Genomic DNA, 21,113 nt, shown 5'->3' on the forward strand with positions numbered 1-21,113 from the left:
TTTAATATATCGACGTTTCGACAAGGAATATCGACTTACCGACAATTAACGACGAAATTCGCCCACTATTTTAAAGACTCAACCTACCGCTCAAACACAATCCGCTGCTTCGTGATTTCCGCCAGTCTTCCGCGATCTACTTCATACTCAGTATCAACGCTTTGCGGCACCATCACTTTCCCTCCCTCAAGCATCACTTGCGGTGAAATAATATCCTTCTCCCAATGCCTACTAGAAGCGGATATATCGCCTGGAATCGTAAAGTTAGGCAGTGAGGCAAGGGCAACATTTTGTGCTCTTGAAATCCCCATCTCTACCATACCGCCGCACCAAACTGGTATGTTATGCTCCATACAATAATTATGGATTTGGATTGATTCTGTTAATCCGCCCACTCGCCCTGGTTTAATGTTAACGATTTGACAACTGCCAAGTGTAATCGCAACACGCGCATCTTCTAAACTATGGATACTTTCGTCCAAACAAATTGGCGTTTCTATTTTCTTTTGCAACTGTGCATGATCAAGAAAATCGTAATCCGCTAGCGGTTGCTCAATCATCATCAATTGGAATTCATCTAGTCGTTTCAGACTCTCCGTATCCGCTAATGTATACGCTGAATTCGCATCAGCCATTAACGGGATATGCGGAAACTCTTTACGAATTTCTTTCAATAACTCATAATCATGCTCTGGCTTTATTTTCACTTTAAAACGCTCGTATCCTTCTTCCGCGTACTTCTCGATTTGTTTTAACATAACCGGAATCGTATTAAGCCCAATTACAACACCAACTTCAATTTCAGCTTTCGTTCCGCCAAGCAATGTCGCTAATGATTTCTTTTGACGCTTCGCATATAAATCCCAAACAGCCCCTTCAATTCCGGCCTTTGCCATTCGGTTTCTTTTTATATGCTGGAACAAACTTGGCACTTCATTCGGATGAGAAATTTCAGCCTTTAATAAATCCGGTAATAAAAAGTCTTGCAGTACATGCAGCGCCGTCTTCACTGTTTCTTCCGTATACCACGGTTCAGAAAAAGCAACGACTTCCCCAAATCCAATGTACCCGTCCGTATCTTCTAATTCAATGACGATACTCTCACGCTTTTCATACGTTCCGTAGCTTGCAGCAAACGGGATGACGAGTGGCATTTCCGTTATATGAAGTGTCGCTTTTTTTATCTCCACTTACATCTCCTCCACTAATTGTCTTAACTCTCGTCTTAACAATTTTTTCGAAGCATTTCGTGGTAATTCCTCTAAGAACCACGCTTTTTTCGGCACTTTATATTTCGCTAATTTCTCCTCGCAAAAGTGAAGAATTTCTTCTTCTGTTACCTCTCCACTTTTTACAATAAAAGCAGCGGGTACTTGTCCCCATTTATCATCAGTCATACCGACAACACCAGCTTCCGCTACCGCCGGATGAGAAAGCAACACTTCTTCAATTTGAGCTGGATATATATTCTCTCCGCCAGAAATAATTAAATCACTGCGGCGATCTAATACGTATAAAAATCCTTCTTCATCTAAATAACCGAGGTCACCAGTATGAAGCCATCCGTTTTGAATTGTCTCACGCGTCGCATCTTCACGGTTAAAGTAACCACCTGTTACGTTCGGTCCTTTTACTACGATCTCGCCTTCTGTAAACGCCGGCACTACTACGCCATCTTTTTCAATACGCAGTTGGCACTGAAATAGTGGTTTTCCAGCTGACCCTACTTTCGTTAACATATAATCTGCGGATAACGTACAAATTTGCGAAGACGTTTCTGTCATACCGTACGTTTGATATACAGGAATCCCTTTATCAACACACGTTTCTAATAACGGTTTCGGCGCTGGTCCTCCGCCAAGTAACATACATCGTAAAGAAGATGGATATGTCTCTGCCCCAAGTCGCTCTAATAAATCAGTTAACATTTTAGAAACGACAGAAATAATCGTTACACCTCTCGTTTGAAGTGCTTTATGAATAAAATCAGCATCATATTTCGGAACGAGTAAAATGCGCATGCCGTACATAATATTTTTCATTAAAAGAGATAGCCCGCCAACGTGGAACATCGGCATACAAGCTAACCAGCAATCATCATCACGAAGTCCTAAATTAAGCGAAGAACCAACCGCGCTTGCCCAATGATTGCCGTACGTTAAAATAACGCCTTTCGGTTTTCCAGTCGTCCCTGACGTATAAATAATTGTCATCGCTTCTTTTAAAGAGAATTCTTCTTGTATAGAGGCTTCCTCTTTTGGTCCATTCATTATGTCGGTGAATGAATACACAGGAATATCTTTAGCCTCAAAATCTTGATCTGTCACTAAACAAATAACTTCAGCATCATCCATTTGCCAAAGTAGCTCTTCTCTTGAAAGACGCGTATTTAAAAGCACAGCTACTGCACCTACGTACGATAGGGCGTGAATAACTGTAATCATCTTCATACCATTTTTCATCAGAACAGCCACCTTTTGCCCACGCTTCACTCCTATATGTGTGAGGTGTTCACAAACAGATACTACTTTTTCATGCAACTGCATAAAAGTAACTTTCTCTTCCTCTATTTCAATTGCAGTGCGATCTGGTGTTAAAAATGCACGTTGCATTAACCAATTTGGCATCGTCTCCATCATTCATTCTCCTTTCATGAAAGAAAGAGACTTGATATGACATCAAGTCTCTTAGTTGTTTTGTTTCCGGTTTGACCTTATCCAGCTGCGCCTCCTAGCCCCTTCCGTCTAAGAACCTTCCGCACAAGAAAGTAAAAAACACTTTCTGTGCGAAAGAACCTTAGCCAACGGGGCTAAACAGTCGGCTCCGCTTTTAAAACATCCAGCTACAGCGGCTAGAACAGTCGGTCGTTTCACGCCTTCCTACGAGGCAAAAAGCGCCTCTACGTCAGGAGTTCCAACGCCCTCGTGTTCTAAGTGAGCCGCTTTCGCTTTTGATCTCATCCAGCTACAGCAGCTAGAATGTTCGGTGGCTTCACTTCTTCCTACGAGGCAAAAAGCGCCTCTACGTCAGAAGCTCCATCCCCCTCACATTCTGAACGAGCTGCTTCCGCTTTTGGTTTGATCACGGGAAACGAGGGAATTGACCGAAGTCTGGACGGCGTTTTTCTTTGAACGCGTCGCGACCTTCTTTTGCTTCGTCAGTTGTGTAGTACAATAACGTTGCATCTCCAGCTAGTTGTTGAATACCAGCTAGACCGTCTGTGTCTGCGTTGAATGCAGCTTTTAGGAAACGAAGTGCCATTGGGCTGTTTGCTAAAATTTCTTCTGCCCATTGTACTGTTTCTGCTTCAAGTTGTTCTAATGGTACTACTGTATTTACTAAGCCCATATCAAGCGCTTCTTGTGCGTTGTATTGACGGCATAGGTACCAAATTTCGCGAGCTTTCTTGTGGCCTACCATACGAGCTAAGTAACCAGCTCCGTATCCACCGTCAAAGCTTCCTACTTTAGGACCTGTTTGTCCGAATACAGCGTTGTCTGCAGCGATTGTTAAGTCACATACGATATGAAGTACGTGCCCACCACCGATTGCATAACCTGCTACCATTGCGATAACTGGTTTAGGAATTGCGCGAATTAGACGTTGTAAGTCTAATACGTTTAGACGTGGGATTTGGTCGTCACCTACATATCCACCATGACCGCGAACTTTTTGGTCGCCGCCGGAACAGAATGCACGTCCACCTTCACCTGTTAAAATGATAACGCCAACATTTGCATCATCACGAGCATGTGCAAAAGCGTCGATTAACTCCATTACCGTTTTAGGACGGAATGCGTTATGTACTTCAGGGCGGTTAATCGAAATCTTTGCGATACCATTGTATGTTGAATAAATAATATCTTCGTAATTGCCTTCTTTTACCCATTCAATAGCCATTACAACTACCTCCTTGTATATTTCTGATCTCCTCTATAAGTGTAACTTCATTCTTAACTGAAAAAAGCATCACTGCATAGTTTTTAGAAATCCCTTTACTATTGTATCAAACTTTTCCGGTTGTTCCACATGAATTGCATGACCAGCACCATCAATTTTGACAAATTTCGCGTCAGAGACGCATTTTTTGATATTTTTTAATATGCAAAAGAACTTTTCATCATACTCTCCATTCATTAAAAGAACAGGCATTTTTAAGTTTTGCAGCTCATTCCACCATGAAGGCTGAGCCCCTGTTCCCATGCCGCGCAAGCTATTTGCGAGCCCTTTTGGATTGTTAGCAAGTCGTTCTTTTCGCACTGCTTCTTGTACGTTTTGTGCTAAACGTTTTTGCGTTTCAAACAGCGGAATATTTCCCCACATCGATACAAAACTTTCGATGCCTTCTCGCTCAATTTTTTGAGCAAGTCGCTCATCTTTTTCACAGCGTTCTTTTCGCTCATCTTCCCTTTCAAGCCCAGCTGTACAATTTTCTAATAAAAGAGAGCGTACATATTCTGGATATAGACACGCCATTGTAATCGCCAGTCTACCGCCCATTGAATAGCCAAGTATGTGCGCCTTTTCAATATGAAGGTAATCTAGTAGTTCTTTCATTTGCAACGCTACATTTCGAATATCATAATGCGTCACATCTTCAGGACTTTCCGTTTTTCCGTGCCCAACAATATCTACTAAAATGACTTGAAATTGCTCACTCCAAGAAGGAACGAAGGAACGCCACGTCTCCATGCTTCCCGTAAAACCATGAAGAAGTAGAAGTGGTTCCCCGCTTCCGACTACTTCATATTCATACGATACACCTTGCAGCGTTACGTTCATTTTGATTCACCTTGCAACGATGTAGTAATTACGTCCTGTGTTTTTGCCCATAACGTACGGTGCAACGTTAAGTTTTCATCACGGTTCGTACAAATTTCCACAACGTGTAAACCTTCTGTCGTTGTTCCTTTTTGTACTTCTTCTCGGAATTGCTCCCAGCCATTTACACGGCTAAATGAACCACCGTACATGTTGACAACATGCTCATAATCAAGGCCAATCGGTGTTCCAAATAACGATTCGAAATGTTCCTTTTTCTCATACTGTGGTAAGAATGAGAAAATACCGCCACCGTCATTATTTACAACGACAATCGTTATGTTTAATTCATGTAATTTTGCGGCTAGTAGTCCATTTAAATCGTGATAGAATGATAAATCACCAATCACTAATACAAGTGGATCGCAAATCATGCTCGCTCCTAAAGCTGTCGAAATGATCCCATCAATCCCATTTACACCACGATTTGCCATTACTTGAATGTCTTTATCCGATGTGAAGAAGAAAGAATCTGTATCACGAATTGGCATACTATTACTTGCAAATAACGTTGCCCCTTCTGGTAATACGCGGACAATATCTGTAATGACTCTTCCTTCAAATGCCGTATCATATGTTTCCATTTCACGAAGCGTTTCCTTCGTTTTTTCGTTTATATGTTGCCACATTTGGGACCAATCATTCTTTTTCATAACTGGCATTTTTTCTATTAGTGCACTGCAAAATGCAATATCACTCGCTTGGACAACTTCTGTTGCAACGAGAGCCGGATCTCTCCATTGTCCAGATTCGTCAACAACGATATGAACGGCTTTCGTCTGTTTTTTAATGAATTGCGTTAATGCTTTCGAAACAGGCATACCACCGAAGCGAATTAAAACGTCCGGCTTCCACGTTTCTTTTAACAATTCATTTCGTAAAAATGTATCGTAACAGTCAATTACCATCGTTTTGTCGTGGTGCCCGCTACGAATGTTAGAAAGTGGATCCGCTAATATTGGATATCCCGTTTTTTCAGCTAGTTGCGTTGCAAACGTTGCGATTTCTGAATGACTATCATCTCCACAAATAATAAGCCCCTTTTCCATATGTGAAAGGCGCCCTACAAGAGAATCTACATATTCACTCGGCATCACCGCGTTCCCTTGCTGAACTACTCCTGTATATTCTCCGCGTCCTTTATCCCATAAACTTTCTAATGAGAAGTCCGGGATAAGCGGTTCGCGAACCGGAAAATTAAGATGAACAGGTCCTTGCGGTGCTAAAAGCGCGCTTGCTATCGTGCGCTGCGTTGTCATGCGAGCGTAATGATACATCGCCTCATTCGCTTCTGGAAGTGCCATCTCTGTAAATTGCTTCACAAACGTGCCGTATAAATTAATTTGATTCATCGCTTGTGGTGCACCGACATCTCTTAATTCATGCGGTCTATCTGCCGTTAAGACGATAAGCGGCACTCGCGAATGAAAAGCTTCACATACAGCTGGATAGTAGTTCGCTGCAGCCGTTCCTGACGTACATAATAATGCAACAGGACGTTTTTTCGCTTTTGCAATACCGAGCGCAAAAAATCCTGCAGATCTTTCATCTACATGTAAATATGTGTTCATTCCTTCATGTTGTTCCATTAGTAGAGCAATCGGCGTTGACCGTGAGCCTGGACTAATGACAACATCACATACATTTAGACGCGTCAGTTCATCCACGAACGCGCCTAAATAATATGATAATGCTTCTATATGATTGTTCATTTCATTAATTCCTCCAAAGCACCAAGCATCGGTCTAAACTTCAAACTTGTTTCTTCATATTCAAGTTGCGGTACTGAATCAATTACAATCCCGCAACCGGCAAATAAGGATGCTTTCTCTCCATTTAATAATCCGCAGCGAAGTGCAACCGCAAATTCACCATTTCCTTCATCATCTATCCAGCCAATCGGTGCACCATATAATCCTCTGTCTAACAATTCAACATCACGAATTAGTTTCATCGCTTCCAAACGAGGTGTCCCGCCAAGAGCTGGTGTTGGATGTAATTCTTCTACCATCGTTAAAAGACTCGCGTCGCCTTTTGCCTCTACAGGCGTATATAAATGAATTAAGTTTTTCGTTGTTAATAGACCAGGACTTTCCGGAATATTAACGGATTCGCAGTGCTCATTTAATACTCCTCGAATCATGTTCACAACATAACCGTGTTCAGCTAAATTCTTTTCATCATGAAGAAGTGCATCACTATTTCGCTTACTTTCTTCTATAGATTGACCATGACCAGTTGAACCAGCAAGACACATTGAAGTAAACTTCTCATCTTCTTTGCGAATTAATCTCTCTGGCGTCGCTCCTAAGAAGCATGCTCCTTTATAATCAAAAGAAAATACGTAACAATCTGGTTGCCCAATGCGAAGTGCTTCTAAAACAAGCGCAGAATCAATATGATGATCCATCTCTACTTTTAGCTCCCTCGCTAATACAACCTTCTGCACGTTCCCCTGCTTCATCTCATCTTGCACTTTCTCAATGGACTTCATCCAGCCTTTCGGATCCACTTCTACTTTAGAAGTAACTGTTAATTTCGATCCTTCTAGTGCACATTTACTCTCCTCAAAAATTTTCTCTTCTAAAGAAACAATTTCGTTATAAAGAGTTTCTGCACAATCTGTTGCTGAAACGAATGTATTCATTGTTAACCATGCTTTTTCATTTTTTACAGTTAATAAAAATGCCGGTAGTGAAAATGTCGTATCATCAAATTCTTTCCATAAATCTGTTTTCTCTTTTTCTTGGTCAAATGAAAATCCACCAAATAAAAGAGGACCTGTTCCAAATTCGTATCTTTCTCTTTGTACAAATGCTTTCTCTTTTAATTTATCCCACTCGTCACGAGCAGTTTGAAAGCGTTTGTGAGAAGCAGTTGCTATAGTGAAAACAGAACCAATTCCAGCAAATATTACATGCTGAGCTGGGTCTGCAAAATAACATCTATTTTCGAATGAGATCCTTTTTCCTGCTGCATAAAACAGAAGTGGATCCATCCAGTCTATTTTTTTTACAAAACTAACCAATATTTTTTCATCAGTTGCATACTTAATGGCTGCACTTAGAACTTCCTGCAAGCCTTTTTGTTTCGTTTGAATCACAATTGTCTCCCCCCTATGGGCGAAAAATAGTCATAATTACGCTTGATTTTAAGATACACCTCAAACGAAAGGCCTGTCAACGTTTAGCATTTCTGAGAAATTCACCTTCTCTTCCTAGAAAATAAACGTTGACACTAAATGATGCTTTTTCTACACTTAGTTGTGTACAATATGTGACCAAAGGAGGATTCAACATGGAAATGAACGTCGAAACGAATTCCTCTCCTACGGCGCCAAAGCCAAGCAAGCAAACAGGCTGGCGCATTTGGTGGAGTTTACTACGTCCCCATACATTAACAGCAGCTTTCGTTCCTGTTTTCATCGGAACAGCCTATGCAATGCAGGTCGGAGGTATAAATCAAATACATCTCCCTCTTTTCCTTATAATGCTTCTTGCTTGTCTTCTCATTCAGGCAGCAACAAACATGTTTAATGAATACTTTGATTATAAAAGAGGACTTGATCACGAAGGTTCAGTTGGTATCGGCGGCGCTATCGTTCGCGATGGCATTCAGCCAAAAACAGTGCTTAACTTAGCATTTGGATTTTTCGGCATCGCAATACTATTAGGTGTTTATATTTGTATGAATTCTAGCTGGTGGCTTGCTGCAATCGGTCTTGTTTGTATGGCCGTTGCTTACCTTTATACAGGCGGTCCACTTCCAATTGCCTATACACCATTTGGAGAGTTAACAGCCGGATTATTTATGGGTGTCATTATTATCGGGATTTCATTCTTTATTCAAACTGGAACTGTAACATCAGAAGTCGTTTTACTATCTATTCCAAGCTCCATTTTAATTGGTGCCATTTTACTAGCTAATAACATCCGTGACTTAGATGGCGATAAAGAAAACGGTCGTAAAACGTTAGCCATTCTCGTTGGACGCGAGCGAGCGGTCGGTGTACTTGCTTCTATGTTCATCGTTTCCTACATTTGGACAATTGCTTTAATTATCGTGGGCATTGTATCACCATGGATGCTTATCGTATTTTTAAGTGCACCGAAAGCATTTAAAGCGACGAAAGGCTTTATCGGCAAAAGCATTCCAATGGAAATGGTACCTGCGATGATAGCAACAGCAAAAACAAATACAATCTTCGGTCTCCTCATGGGAATCGGATTATTACTTGGATATTTCCTTTAAAAGGAGCTGCTAATGCGGCTCCTTTTTCATATACCAATTTCAGCTCATAATTCCTACTCGCAACGCTCATACTATGTAAAGAAACTGAATTGTAGGAAGGTGGACGACTATGTTAACTCCACAACAAATAAATCAATTTAAATCCGTTTTAGAAAAACAAAAACAAGAACTAGAGCAAACGATACAAACACACGAAAATGAAGATCGTGCATCTGAACGTGAATCTGTTGGAGAATTATCTAGCTACGATAACCATCCGGCTGATATGGCAACAGAGCTATATGAACGTGAAAAAGACTTCGGGCTTATTGAACTTTGGCATAAACAGCTTGAGGACACGAAACACGCCTTACAAAAAATAGAAGCGGGTACGTACGGCATTTGCGAAGTGTCTGGCGAAGAAATTCCATTTGAAAGATTAGAAGCAATGCCGACTGCTACAACATGCATCCAGCACGCGACAAATAAGTTAAATATGAATACACGACCAGTCGAAGAAGAAGTGCTGTCTCCTTCTTTTCACAAACATGATGAAGATCGTTCTGTTGAATATGATGCAGAAGATGCATGGCAAGATGTTGCCAATTACGGAACATCTGAAACACCATCTGATTTAGAAAGACAAGATTCGAAAAACTATAACGGCATGTACGTAAATAGTGAAGAAAACGTAGGCTACGTAGAGGATTTTGAAAACTTTATCGGTACAGATATGTATGGAAAAAATCCGCAAGTTTTCGCTACGGAAGAACATGAAGAATATGAGCAAATGCTTGATGACTTTGAAGAGCGTACCTTTAAGGGCGAATTATCTTCAAATGAGTCGAGTTCCAAAGAATAAAAAAAAGCATTCCGAAAATCGGAATGCTTTTTATCGCTAGCTAATTAGTTTTTTGTAACGTTAGCAGCTTGTGGTCCACGGTTACCTTCAACGATTTCGAAAGAAACTTCTTGACCTTCTTCTAAAGTTTTGAATCCGTCACCTTGGATAGCTGAGAAGTGAACGAATACATCGTCTCCACCTTCAACTTCGATGAAACCGAAACCTTTTTCGCTGTTGAACCATTTAACTTTACCTGTTTGCATGTCATGTACCTCCTAAATAAAAATGAAACTATGAATCCACATGAAAAGGTGGATATAAAGGACATGAATGTATAACAAGCTTACAGCCTTTAATTCAACGTGCTTTATTTCCGTACCACATTATGTAGCTCAATAGTGACTTCACTATATCACGCTATATCCAAAACGTCAAATGAGAACACTTTCATTCCATTATTTTTTTATAATTTTAATATAATGTTGAACTTCCATATTCATATTTTATTGGAAAATTAACAAAACTATAGTGTTCTAATTCTAATAATTTCTGTACAATATAATTACTACATATTTATGAGGTGAAAAAAATGCAAGCACATGAAATCGAGTATAAATTATACGGCGATGATATGCAGTTTGTTGAAATTGAGTTAGACCCAGAAGAAAGCGTTATTGCAGAAGCTGGCGCAATGATGATGATGGAAGATTACATCGAAATGGAAACAATCTTCGGTGATGGTTCTGGACCATCTGGAGGTTTATTCGGAAAGTTAATGGGCGCTGGTAAGCGTCTCGTTACAGGGGAAAGCATGTTTATGACTGTATTTACAAATACAGGTCACGGCAAGCGTCACGTATCCTTTGCTGCTCCTTATCCGGGTAAAATTATTCCTGTAGATTTAACAGAATATCAAGGGAAAGTAGTTTGTCAAAAAGATGCGTTTCTTTGTGCCGCAAAAGGCGTTTCTATCGGCATTGAGTTTACGAAAAAAATAGGAACTGGTTTCTTCGGTGGTGAAGGTTTCATCATGCAAAAACTTGAAGGTGATGGACTTGCTTTCATGCATGCAGGCGGAACTGTATACAAACGTGAATTAAAACATGGCGAAAAACTTCGCATTGATACAGGTTGTCTCGTTGCCATGACAAAAGACGTTAATTACGATGTCGAGTTCGTTGGAAAAGTAAAAACAGCTCTATTTGGCGGCGAAGGTTTATTCTTCGCAACGTTAGAAGGCCCTGGAACAGTTTGGATCCAGTCCTTAACACTTAGCCGCTTAGCAGCACGCCTGACAAGCCCAGCAGCACAAAGCACTGGTGAAGGTAGTGTTTTAGGTGGACTTGGTCGTTTATTAGATGGAAAAGAGTAAATAGGGCCCTTATAGGGCTCTTTTTATTTAGGTGGACTATACAAACCACTTCGAATCATATAATACTCCATCACTTCGTTAAGCCACGCCTCTTCTCCTTGAAAACTCACCAATTGGATAGCCTTCTCTTTTGCTTATCTTACACTCCTCCTAACAGTATGTTTACAAAAATCATACTCCCTCACGTAACTGTAGTTTCAAGGTTTTTTTCTAAAAGAATGAATCAAGTCCCTCACTGCATATATTGAACTATACCTTTTCTTAAGGAGGCTCCCTTAATGCGTACTCCTTTATCCTTTGATAAAGATACTGCCATACTGTTAGCTTCTTGTTGTGAGTTAACGTATGAACAATATAAACAAAATGGGATTTTTGAAATACCAGATGGTTTTCAATATGTACAAGGCTTTCAAGGAAAAACCATTCAAACGACAGAATGGTTCGGATTCATACTAGAATCTGAGGATACCGTTATTGTAGCTTTTCGCGGAACACAAACAGATACAGACTGGATTATCGATTCACTCGTTAACCAAAAACCATACCCATATGCTTTAAATAGCGGAAATGTCCATAACGGCTTTCTTTCCATTTATGAGTCTTGCCGGGATTCTATTATGGATATGCTTGTATCACTACCAGCCCATAAAAAACTTCTTGCAACAGGTCATAGTTTAGGCGGCGCGCTTGCCACACTACATATACTCGATGCGCGTATAAACACTGCCTTCGCACAGTACGGTCTGTATACATTTGCCTCCCCAAAAGTGGGAGATATCGCCTTTCGGAATTATTATAAACTGCAAGTAGCTAGTAGCTTTCGTTTCGTCAATTTATTTGATGTCGTTCCACTTCTTCCTCCTCGAAACATAAATTTTAATGACCAAGACTGGGAATATGCACACGTTCATCACAACATGACTTTTACAAAAAACACAAAATCTATTACAAATAATCATGCCATGACAACATACAAAACATGTCTGACTTCTCATTTTTAACCAGTAAACAATTGGAAATTAAATATCCTTATACTATAATAATATATGAATTTACTTTTGGATGAGGGGACCTTACATGCTAAAATTTATCTTTGCACTTTTTCTCATTGTAATTTTTACGTTTACAGGTTTCTTTACATTTTCATACTTTGCGACAGGAGAATATGATGGAACAGGTATCATATATACTGCGATCCCATTTCTTTCTTAAGCAAAAAAAGAAAACCGAGCTTAATAAGTTTAAGCTCGGTTTATTTATCAGTGTCATTTTTTGTCGGTAAATCGATATATCTTAAAAATCGCTGATATATTTTAAGTATCGGTCGATAAAATGTGAAAACCGCCGATAAAAGTTAAGAATCGCTGATATATCTTAAAAATCGCCGATATAAATTTCATACAATCTTTTCCAACGTAGCAATCTCTTTAAATTTGCGTAACTGTATTACCAATACCCCAAATCTCATTACTATACTGTAAAATCGTTCGATCGCTCGCAAAATGACCAGATTGTGCAATATTTAAAATCGACATTTCGAGCCACTTCGTTCGGTTCTCATAAGCTCTACCAACAGCTTCTTGCTTTTCCGCATATGGGCCAAAATCTCGCAGAACGAAATATTCATCATTTTGAATAACGAGAGAATCGTAAATTGCTTCAAATTCAGCTCCCGACTGTGCAAAGAAACCATTCGTTAGCTGATCTACTACCTTTTTAATGTGCCCATTGTGGTGATAATAATCACTTGCACGATATCCACCATTTTGATTGTAATGAAGAACTTCTTCGGCCGTTAAGCCGAAAATGAAACAGTTATCATCACCGACTCTATCCTTTATTTCAATATTCGCTCCGTCTAACGTGCCGAGCGTAATCGCACCATTCATCATAAATTTCATATTGCCTGTTCCAGATGCTTCTTTACTCGCTGTTGAAATTTGTTCACTTACATCGGCCGCTGGGAATATATCTTCCGCTACAGACACTCGATAGTTTTCTAGAAAGATAACTTTCATATATTGGCTTACGTACGGATCGTTATTCACTTTCCTTGCAAGTTCATTTATTAATTTAATAATTTTTTTCGCATAGTAATAGCCAGGTGATGCTTTCGCTCCAAAAATAAAAGTACGCGGATAAAATGTAAAACTAGCATCCTCTTTCAAACGGTTATACAAATATAAAATATGAAGAACATTTAATAATTGTCGCTTGTAAGCATGTAGCCTTTTTACTTGCACATCAAAAATAGAATTAGGATCAATTGTAATCCCCATTGTATGATGAATGCGCGCTGCTAAAATCTCTTTACGCTCTTGTTTTACCTCTGCAAATTTCTCTTGGAAACTCGCATCGTATTGAACTAATTGTAGCTCTTGAAGCTTAATCGGTTCTTTCTTCCACTCTGTTCCAATCGCCTCTGAAATAAGGTTCGTCAGCTGCGGATTCGCCTTCATTAACCAGCGTCTATGAGCGATTCCATTCGTTTTATTATTAAACTTATCTGGATAAAACTCATAAAACAATCGCATTTCACGCTGTTTTAAAATCTCCGTATGAATTTTTGCTACACCGTTTACACTATGGCTACCGACAATTGCTAAATGAGCCATTTTCACGAGATCATGCGCAATAATCGCCATCTCTTCAATACGATGCCATTCATACGGATAACGTTCCCAAAGTTCATGACAGAAACGTTCATTAATCTCTTCAATAATCATATAAATTCTCGGTAATAACGGTTTAAAAATGTGAATTGGCCACTTTTCAAGTGCTTCTGATAACGTCGTATGATTCGTATAAGAAATCGTTTGCGTCGTTATGTGCCAAGCTTCTTCCCATGCTAGTTTTTCTTCATCTAATAAAATACGCATCAGTTCTGGAATCGCCAAAACTGGATGGGTATCATTAATATGAATCGCAATTTTCTCATGTAATTGACGAAGGTCACCATATCTTTCTCTATGCATACGAACGATATTTTGCAAGCTTGCTGATACGAGGAAATACTGTTGTTTCAAACGAAGTATTTTCCCCTCATCATGCGTATCATCTGGATATAAAAACTCCGATACCGCCTCTGTTTCACGCTTATATTTCAAAATATCTTTGCAATTTTGTGGGAAAGGAACTGGTTCCGCATTCCAAAGTCTAAGTGTATTTACAGTACTCGTCTCATAACCTACTACTGGAACGTCATATGGTACGGCCATAATTACTTCTGCATTTGTATGCCTGAATTCTAAACGCCCATCAATGTAGAGCGGTTCAACATTGCCGAAATAACTTACTTCTACAGCTTGATCATGCCTTCTTACTTCCCATACATTTTCATGAAGAAGCCACTGTTCTGGAAATTCAACTTGATAACCATCAACAATTTTTTGATCAAATAAGCCGTGTTTGTAACGAATTCCGCACCCATGACCTGGTAAGTTTAAAGATGCAAGTGAATCAAGGAAACAGGCTGCTAACCGTCCAAGTCCACCATTTCCAAGACCTGCATCTGCTTCCACCTCTTCTAATTGTTGCAACGAAATTCCAAGCTCAGAAAGCCCTTGCTCACATACATCCTTGATGCCTAAATTTAATATGTTACTTCCAAGCAAACGCCCAAGTAAAAACTCAATGGATAAGTAATACATTTGCTTTCGCTCTCCAGACCGATAACTTTCATTCGTTGCAATCCATTGACTATTCATATACTCACGTACCATGTACCCAAGCGTATTGTATTGATCACGAGTTGTAGATTCTTTGAAACTTTTACCATACATCGTCTCTAACTTTTCTAGAAAAGCTGATTTGAAACTTTCAACATGAGTAAACATCTCTTCACCACCTACATGTTATTCCATGAGACTTTTATACAATTTTTTATAAGCAAGGGCTGATTTTTCCCAGCTATAATCTTCAGTCATTGCTTGTTTTACAAGCTGCTCCCATACCGGTTTATCATGATAAAATTCAATTGCACGACGAACAGTGTGTAACATGTCATGTGCATTAAAGTTCGTGAAACTGAAACCATTTCCTTCTCCAGTTTCTTCGTCATAAGATTGTACCGTATCATTTAATCCGCCTGTCTCTCTTACAATTGGAATCGTACCGTACGCTAATGCGATAAGTTGTCCAAGTCCACACGGTTCAAACAGTGATGGCATTAAGAATAAATCACTTCCCGCATATACTTGGTGAGCTAATTCTTCATTAAAACCGATGTACACTTTTACCTTCTCAGGATACTCATATGCCATCCACTCGAAGAATTGTTCATATTCCGAATCACCTGATCCTAAAATAATACATTGTACATCTTCTTCCATTATTTCACGGAATACAGTACGTACTAAATCAAGACCTTTTTGCTTCGTTAATCTCGTTACCATTGAAATAATCGGCGTATCTTCTTTTTCCGGCAAACCAAAATAACGCTGCAACGCGCGTTTATTTTCATTCTTTTCATATAATGAATCTGCATCGTACTGAGCAGTAATATACGAATCCGTTTCTGGATTATACACGCTCGTATCAATTCCATTTACAATGCCACTAAGCTTACCATTATATTTTCGCAACAATCCATCTAACTTCTCACCGAAAAATTCATATTGAATTTCTTCTTTATATGTCGGGCTAACTGCTGTAATTTGATCAGAAGCGATAATACCGCCCTTCATAAAGTTCACATTTCCATAAAACTCTAACTGCTCACTATGAAAATATTCATCACCAAGTTCTAGCAAGTCGTACATCACTTCAGGAGGAAATACACCTTGGAACTGCAAGTTATGAATCGTATATACTGTTTTAATATGCTCATATAATGGGTTATCTTGATACTTTTCACGTAGTAAGAAATTGACCATAGCTGTATGCCAATCGTGGCTATGAAGAACATCCACTTCAAAATCAAGATGAGGAATACACTCTAAAACTGCTTTCGAAAAATAAGAAAAACGCTCTCCGTCATCATAATGACCATACAGAGAATCCCTCTTAAAATAATATTCATTATCTATTAAGTAATACGTAATCCCGTCTTGCTCACCTTTTAAAATTCCGCAATATTGATTTCTCCAGCCAAGCGGGACGTTAATTACTTTATGTAGCGTACATCCGTCCCTTAATTTTTGCGGAATAAGACTATAATTCGGGAGTATAATGCGAACTTCCACACCTAATTTTTTTAGCTCTTTTGGGAGCGCACCTGCTACATCAGCTAATCCTCCCGATTTAACAAATGGTACACATTCTGATACTGCAAATAAAATATTCACTTGTTGTCCCACTGCACGAAAAGCTTATACTACTTCCCTTGCAGCTTCCTCCCTTCGAGTTTTCATTTAAATTAAAACTTGAATCAGTGGAGGAAAAACCCCCACTGATTTCTTAAGAATAACTATTAATCGTACTGTTTTGAATGCTTCCTTTTTCTACAACGTATGGCTCATCGGCGTTTCCTTTTAAGACAACACCGTCACCAATTTTCACATCTTTATCAATAATAACACCGTCTATTATACAATTATCTCCAATTTGGCTCTTTTGCATAATAATGCTATTACGAACAATTGAACCTTTTCCAATTTTAACAGAACGGGAGACAACGCTATTTTCTACTTCACCTTCAATAATACTGCCGTTTGCAATCATTGTGTTTTTCACAGCTGCACCCTTTACATAACGAGTTGGTGGTTCATCTTTTACTTTCGTAAAGATCGGTGCTTCTTTCTTAAATAGTTGCTTCCAAATAGCAGGTTGCAAAATTTCTAAGCTATGTTTATAGTAACTTTCAATCGAATCAATAATAGCTACATATCCTGTATGCTCATATGTAGCAATATGTAGTGATTTTCCGCGCTTTTCTCTCACTACATCGAATAAGCTATATTGCTCCACATCTTTATATGACTCAAATAAATCTAACAATAATTGTTTCTTTAACACGTATGTTTGAAGCGAAACCCCTTCATGGCAAACTTCCGTAATATCAGCTGCCGTATGTATATGTCGCTCTAACACTGCTTGAAAATTTAATGCTGTTACGAGATGGCTATTCGTAATCACGACGTACTCTTCTCTGCTTCTTAGAAAATAATCAATATGTCTTCTAAAATGTGCAAAAGATCCAAATTCATCTTGATCACATTGGCAATTTGGCGGGAATAAAAACAGTCCGTCTCGTTTTCTATCTAAATCCCACTGTTTGCCTGAACCAACGTGATCCATTAGTGAACGGTTTTTATGGCTTGTAAAAACTGCCACACTATGAATATTAGAATTCACCATATTTGAAAGCATGAAATCAATGAGTCGATAACGGCCCCCAAACGGTAACGCCGCTAGTGAACGATGCCCTGTTACTTTCTTTAAGGAAGGAAAACTTCCCGTTGCATTAATAATTCCTAACATTTTTTCTCCCATTCATTTCATCCCCCTTTTCTATTTCCCTTCAGCAATGAGTACTACATCGTCAACATTTTTTTCCGGACGAATAATTGTTCCATCTTCAATAACCATTTCCGATCCAACAATTGCCCTTTCAATCACAACATTTTTGCCAATCTTCGCTCCTGGCATAACGACAGAATCAATAACCATACTACCTTCTTCCACCGTCACCCCTTGGAATAATACAGAATGCTTCACGTCCCCTTCGATGACGCATCCTTCGTTAATAAGTGATTCTTCTACTCTTGCCTTTTCAGCAATATATTGAGGCGGTTCGTTTGGATTAACAGAATAAATACGCCAGTCACGGTCGTTTAAATTCAGTGATGTTTCATCGCGCAGTAAATCCATATTCGCTTCCCATAAGCTCTTCACTGTACCAACATCTTTCCAATATCCTTCAAACGGATACGCCATTAGCTTCTTCCCTTCATCTAATAAAAGCGGAAGCACATCTTTTCCGAAATCATTACTAGATTCAGGGTTTCTTGCATCCATTTCTAAATACTCTTTCAAAATCGCCCAGTTAAAAATATAAATTCCCATTGATGCAAGATTACTTCTTGGAAATTGCGGTTTCTCCTCAAATTCAACAATCTCCATCTCTTCGTTCGTATTCATAATGCCAAAGCGACTCGCTTCATCCCAAGGCACTTCAATAACAGAAATGGAAACGTCCGCTTCTTTCTCAATATGGTAATCTAGCATTTTACTGTAATCCATTTTATAAATATGGTCACCTGATAAAATGAGAACATACTCTGGTTCATATTGACTTAAATAGTTTAAGTTTTGATAAATGGCACTTGCCGTACCTGTGTACCACTTCACACCCGAAGACTCCGCATAAGGAGGTAATACTGTGACTCCACCGCTTACTCGGTCTAAATCCCACGCATTGCCAATTCCGATATAATTATGAAGTTCTAGCGGTTGATATTGCGTTAAAATCCCAACCGTTTCAATACCAGAATTCGCGCAGTTACTTAGCGTAAAATCAATAATGCGATATTTACCACCAAATGGAACAGCTGGCTTGGCTAAATTTTTTGTTAATGCACTTAATCGACTACCTTTTCCCCCTGCTAGTAACATTGCTACGCACTTTTGTTTTTGAGCCATCTTGTTTTTTGCTCCCCTTTCTCGTCTTCACTGGTCGTAATATGGATACGCCAAATGGTGGAATTGTAATTTCTACATGTGCTGCTTGATTATGAAACGGTTCTTGAATCGCCTTCAGACGTTTCTTATTTACTTGCCCTGATCCGCCATATTGCTCAGCATCACTGTTTAAAATCTCGTTATAATACTCAAAATCTGGTACACCTACTTTATAGTTTTCATATGTAGCTTTCGTAAAATTACATACGACAACTAACGCATCTTCTTGTTTATCCCCTTGGCGGATAAAAGAGAAAATACTTTGCTCATTATTATTAGCATCAATCCACTGAAAACCTTCAGGCGAATGATCAAGCTGCCAAAGTGGTTTGGAGCGCTTATACAATGCTATGAGCTCTTTAAAGTAATCATGCATATAACGATGCATTTCAAAATCATGTAAATTCCAATCTAAATCTTCAAGGTCTTTCCACTCATCAAACTGCCCGAATTCTCCTCCCATGAAAAGTAATTTCTTTCCTGGGTGAGTAAAGAAATATCCATATAATAAACGAAGTTGAGCAAACTTATCCCAGTAGTCTCCTGGCATTTTATTTAATAACGACTTTTTCCCATGAACGACTTCATCATGAGAAAGCGGTAATATGAAATTTTCAGAGTAAGCATATAGTAAAGAGAACGTCATTTTATCATGAATATATTTTCTATACTCTGGCGCACATTCCATATATTTCAGCACGTCATTCATCCAGCCCATATTCCATTTGTAATTGAATCCAAGCCCACCTTCATACGTTGGAGCTGTTACAAGTGGCCAAGCTGTTGAATCCTCTGCTGTCATAAGAAAATCTTCATCCTCTGCAAACACAGCTTCATTTAACTCTCGTAAAAATGAAACAGCGTGCTCATTACTTTGCTCTTGTCCTTCTTTATTCCAGTACAGCATGTTCGCAACTGCATCTACCCTGAAACCATCAATATGGAAATATCTCATCCAAAATAACGCATTTGAAATTAAGAAATTACGTACTTCCCTCTTTCCTAAATCAAAGTTGACAGTTCCCCATACTGGATTTTCTTGCACATCTTTATCTTTATATTCATAAGTCGGTGTCCCATCAAACAAATATAAACCGTGAGCATCTTTACAAAAATGCCCCGGCACCCAATCTAAAATGACACCGATTCCATATTTATGACATTCATCGACAAAATGCATCAAATCATGTGGTGTGCCGAATCTACTCGTTGCTGCATAATATCCCGTTCCTTGATATCCCCAAGAACGATCATATGGATGCTCAACAAGCGGCATAATTTCAATATGTGTAAATTGATGTTCCACCACATAAGGAATGAGTTCTTCTGCCATTTCCCTGTAAGAGTACAGTGTTCCATCTTCTTTCTTTTTCCAAGAACCGAAATGTAATTCATAAACTGTCATCGCTTCTTTATAAACCGATTTTTTCTTTTTCTTACGACTCCAGTTTTTATCATTCCATTCGTATCCCTTTATATCAAAAACTACAGATGCCGTATTCGGTCTTACTTCTGCATACACAGCATACGGATCTGCCTTAAGAATGACATCACCAGCCATCGTTTCAATCGCATATTTATATATTTCTCTTTCTTCTATATGCGGTATAAATAGGGACCAAATTCCCTCTTCTGTCACTTGCAGCATCTTATGTTGCTCATAATCCCATTCATTAAAATCTCCAACAACACTCATTGCTTTCGCATGAGGAGCCCATACTGTAAATCGTACACCTCGCATCTCATCTTCCGTCACAATATGTGCGCCAAAGATGTTATAACTGTCATAATACTTTTCTGTATGAAACTCATCTCGTTTCACTTCTTCACAATTTATTACACTCAATATGCTCACCTCACTAAGATGACAGAATTTTTTATACTTTACCAATTCTGCGAAAAACTGAAATATCCTTGTTAATTTATAAAAAATATACGTTTTTTTCTTAAAAATGTTGAATTTTTTTCACATTTCTATATAAAATATCGAATTTTGACGAATATTCATTGAAAACGCTTCATTTTTCACTAGTCTTTCATCTTACTATTTATTTCTCAACCTCTATTTTATTAGCTTCATCCTCTTTTTCATCCTATTTTCCACTTAAAATCGTAACAAAATAATCTGTCATAAAAAAATGTTTCTCAACATTTTTCGTCACAATTGTATTGAAATGGAAAATTGATAAGCATATACTTGTTCTCAATAAAGAACAAAGACTTTTC

The 21,113-nt window shown here is 38.8% G+C and carries 17 protein-coding genes; 5 read left to right on the top strand and 12 right to left on the bottom strand.

Annotated features, from left to right (window positions below; all coding sequences use genetic code 11):
* Positions 1-83: 83 nt before the first annotated feature.
* The 6 genes from menC to PSR14_RS26095 form a co-directional block, all read right to left on the bottom strand.
* Positions 84-1,190: an o-succinylbenzoate synthase gene (gene menC / locus PSR14_RS26070; protein ID WP_000403291.1), complete on the bottom strand. Its 1,107-nt coding sequence runs from the start codon at positions 1,188-1,190 to the stop codon at positions 84-86.
* A complete protein-coding gene (locus PSR14_RS26075) occupies positions 1,191-2,636 on the bottom strand; it encodes an o-succinylbenzoate--CoA ligase (protein ID WP_000449582.1) in 1,446 nt (481 codons plus the stop codon). It lies immediately after the preceding gene.
* Positions 2,637-3,081: 445 nt separating this feature from the next.
* Complete coding sequence (gene menB, locus PSR14_RS26080; RefSeq protein ID WP_000963874.1) at positions 3,082-3,900, bottom strand: 1,4-dihydroxy-2-naphthoyl-CoA synthase; 819 nt, start codon at positions 3,898-3,900, stop codon at positions 3,082-3,084.
* Between the two features lie 69 nt (positions 3,901-3,969).
* Positions 3,970-4,782, bottom strand: coding sequence for a 2-succinyl-6-hydroxy-2,4-cyclohexadiene-1-carboxylate synthase (menH, locus tag PSR14_RS26085; protein WP_098487216.1), 813 nt, complete (start codon positions 4,780-4,782; stop codon positions 3,970-3,972).
* The gene (gene menD, locus PSR14_RS26090) at positions 4,779-6,533 is read right to left on the bottom strand and encodes a 2-succinyl-5-enolpyruvyl-6-hydroxy-3-cyclohexene-1-carboxylic-acid synthase (protein WP_001059237.1); all 1,755 of its coding nucleotides are present in this window, start codon (positions 6,531-6,533) and stop codon (positions 4,779-4,781) included. Before menD ends, menH begins: the two co-directional genes overlap by 4 nt.
* Complete coding sequence (locus PSR14_RS26095) at positions 6,530-7,924, bottom strand: isochorismate synthase MenF (RefSeq protein ID WP_098487215.1); 1,395 nt, start codon at positions 7,922-7,924, stop codon at positions 6,530-6,532. The genes menD and PSR14_RS26095 overlap by 4 nt, the downstream gene beginning before the upstream one ends.
* Positions 7,925-8,118: 194 nt before the next feature.
* Between PSR14_RS26095 and PSR14_RS26100 the strand changes: the two genes are divergently transcribed.
* Both PSR14_RS26100 and PSR14_RS26105 read left to right on the top strand, forming a co-directional pair.
* Positions 8,119-9,072, top strand: coding sequence for a 1,4-dihydroxy-2-naphthoate polyprenyltransferase (locus PSR14_RS26100; protein ID WP_000425747.1), 954 nt, complete (start codon positions 8,119-8,121; stop codon positions 9,070-9,072).
* Positions 9,073-9,181: 109 nt separating this feature from the next.
* Positions 9,182-9,913, top strand: a complete 732-nt coding sequence (locus tag PSR14_RS26105) for a yteA family sporulation protein (RefSeq protein WP_000957376.1) — start codon at positions 9,182-9,184, stop codon at positions 9,911-9,913.
* 44 nt (positions 9,914-9,957) lie between these two features.
* Here PSR14_RS26105 and cspD read toward each other — a convergent pair whose 3' ends face one another.
* Positions 9,958-10,158, bottom strand: a complete 201-nt coding sequence (gene cspD, locus PSR14_RS26110; protein ID WP_001193054.1) for a cold-shock protein CspD — start codon at positions 10,156-10,158, stop codon at positions 9,958-9,960.
* 326 nt (positions 10,159-10,484) lie between these two features.
* On the opposite strand from cspD, the gene PSR14_RS26115 reads away from it, so the two are divergent.
* From PSR14_RS26115 to PSR14_RS26125, 3 genes are all read left to right on the top strand, one after another.
* A complete protein-coding gene (locus PSR14_RS26115) occupies positions 10,485-11,267 on the top strand; it encodes a TIGR00266 family protein (protein ID WP_001147833.1) in 783 nt (260 codons plus the stop codon).
* Positions 11,268-11,545: 278 nt separating this feature from the next.
* Positions 11,546-12,268 carry a lipase family protein gene (locus PSR14_RS26120; protein WP_001260123.1) on the top strand — a complete coding sequence of 241 codons (723 nt, stop codon included), beginning with the start codon at positions 11,546-11,548 and terminating at the stop codon, positions 12,266-12,268.
* Positions 12,269-12,344: 76 nt separating this feature from the next.
* On the top strand, positions 12,345-12,479 hold the full coding sequence (locus tag PSR14_RS26125) for a hypothetical protein (RefSeq protein ID WP_000911070.1): 135 nt from the start codon (positions 12,345-12,347) through the stop codon (positions 12,477-12,479).
* 215 nt (positions 12,480-12,694) lie between these two features.
* Here the strand turns inward: PSR14_RS26125 and glgP are convergent, their stop codons facing one another.
* The 5 genes from glgP to glgB form a co-directional block, all read right to left on the bottom strand.
* The gene (gene glgP / locus PSR14_RS26130) at positions 12,695-15,103 is read right to left on the bottom strand and encodes a glycogen phosphorylase (protein WP_000494087.1); all 2,409 of its coding nucleotides are present in this window, start codon (positions 15,101-15,103) and stop codon (positions 12,695-12,697) included.
* 18 nt (positions 15,104-15,121) lie between these two features.
* Positions 15,122-16,552, bottom strand: coding sequence for a glycogen synthase GlgA (glgA, locus tag PSR14_RS26135; RefSeq protein WP_002163487.1), 1,431 nt, complete (start codon positions 16,550-16,552; stop codon positions 15,122-15,124).
* Positions 16,553-16,664: 112 nt separating this feature from the next.
* Positions 16,665-17,699 (bottom strand): glucose-1-phosphate adenylyltransferase subunit GlgD, encoded by a 1,035-nt coding sequence (gene glgD, locus PSR14_RS26140; RefSeq protein ID WP_000504156.1) that lies wholly within the window; start codon positions 17,697-17,699, stop codon positions 16,665-16,667.
* Positions 17,700-17,717: 18 nt separating this feature from the next.
* On the bottom strand, positions 17,718-18,848 hold the full coding sequence (gene glgC / locus PSR14_RS26145; RefSeq protein ID WP_000057612.1) for a glucose-1-phosphate adenylyltransferase: 1,131 nt from the start codon (positions 18,846-18,848) through the stop codon (positions 17,718-17,720).
* A complete protein-coding gene (gene glgB / locus PSR14_RS26150; protein ID WP_000111372.1) occupies positions 18,796-20,733 on the bottom strand; it encodes a 1,4-alpha-glucan branching protein GlgB in 1,938 nt (645 codons plus the stop codon). Before glgB ends, glgC begins: the two co-directional genes overlap by 53 nt.
* Positions 20,734-21,113 lie beyond the last annotated feature (380 nt).

Source organism: Bacillus sp. A01H (assembly GCF_045277205.1).
In the GTDB taxonomy this organism is placed as follows: Bacteria; Bacillota; Bacilli; order Bacillales; family Bacillaceae_G; genus Bacillus_A; species Bacillus_A paranthracis.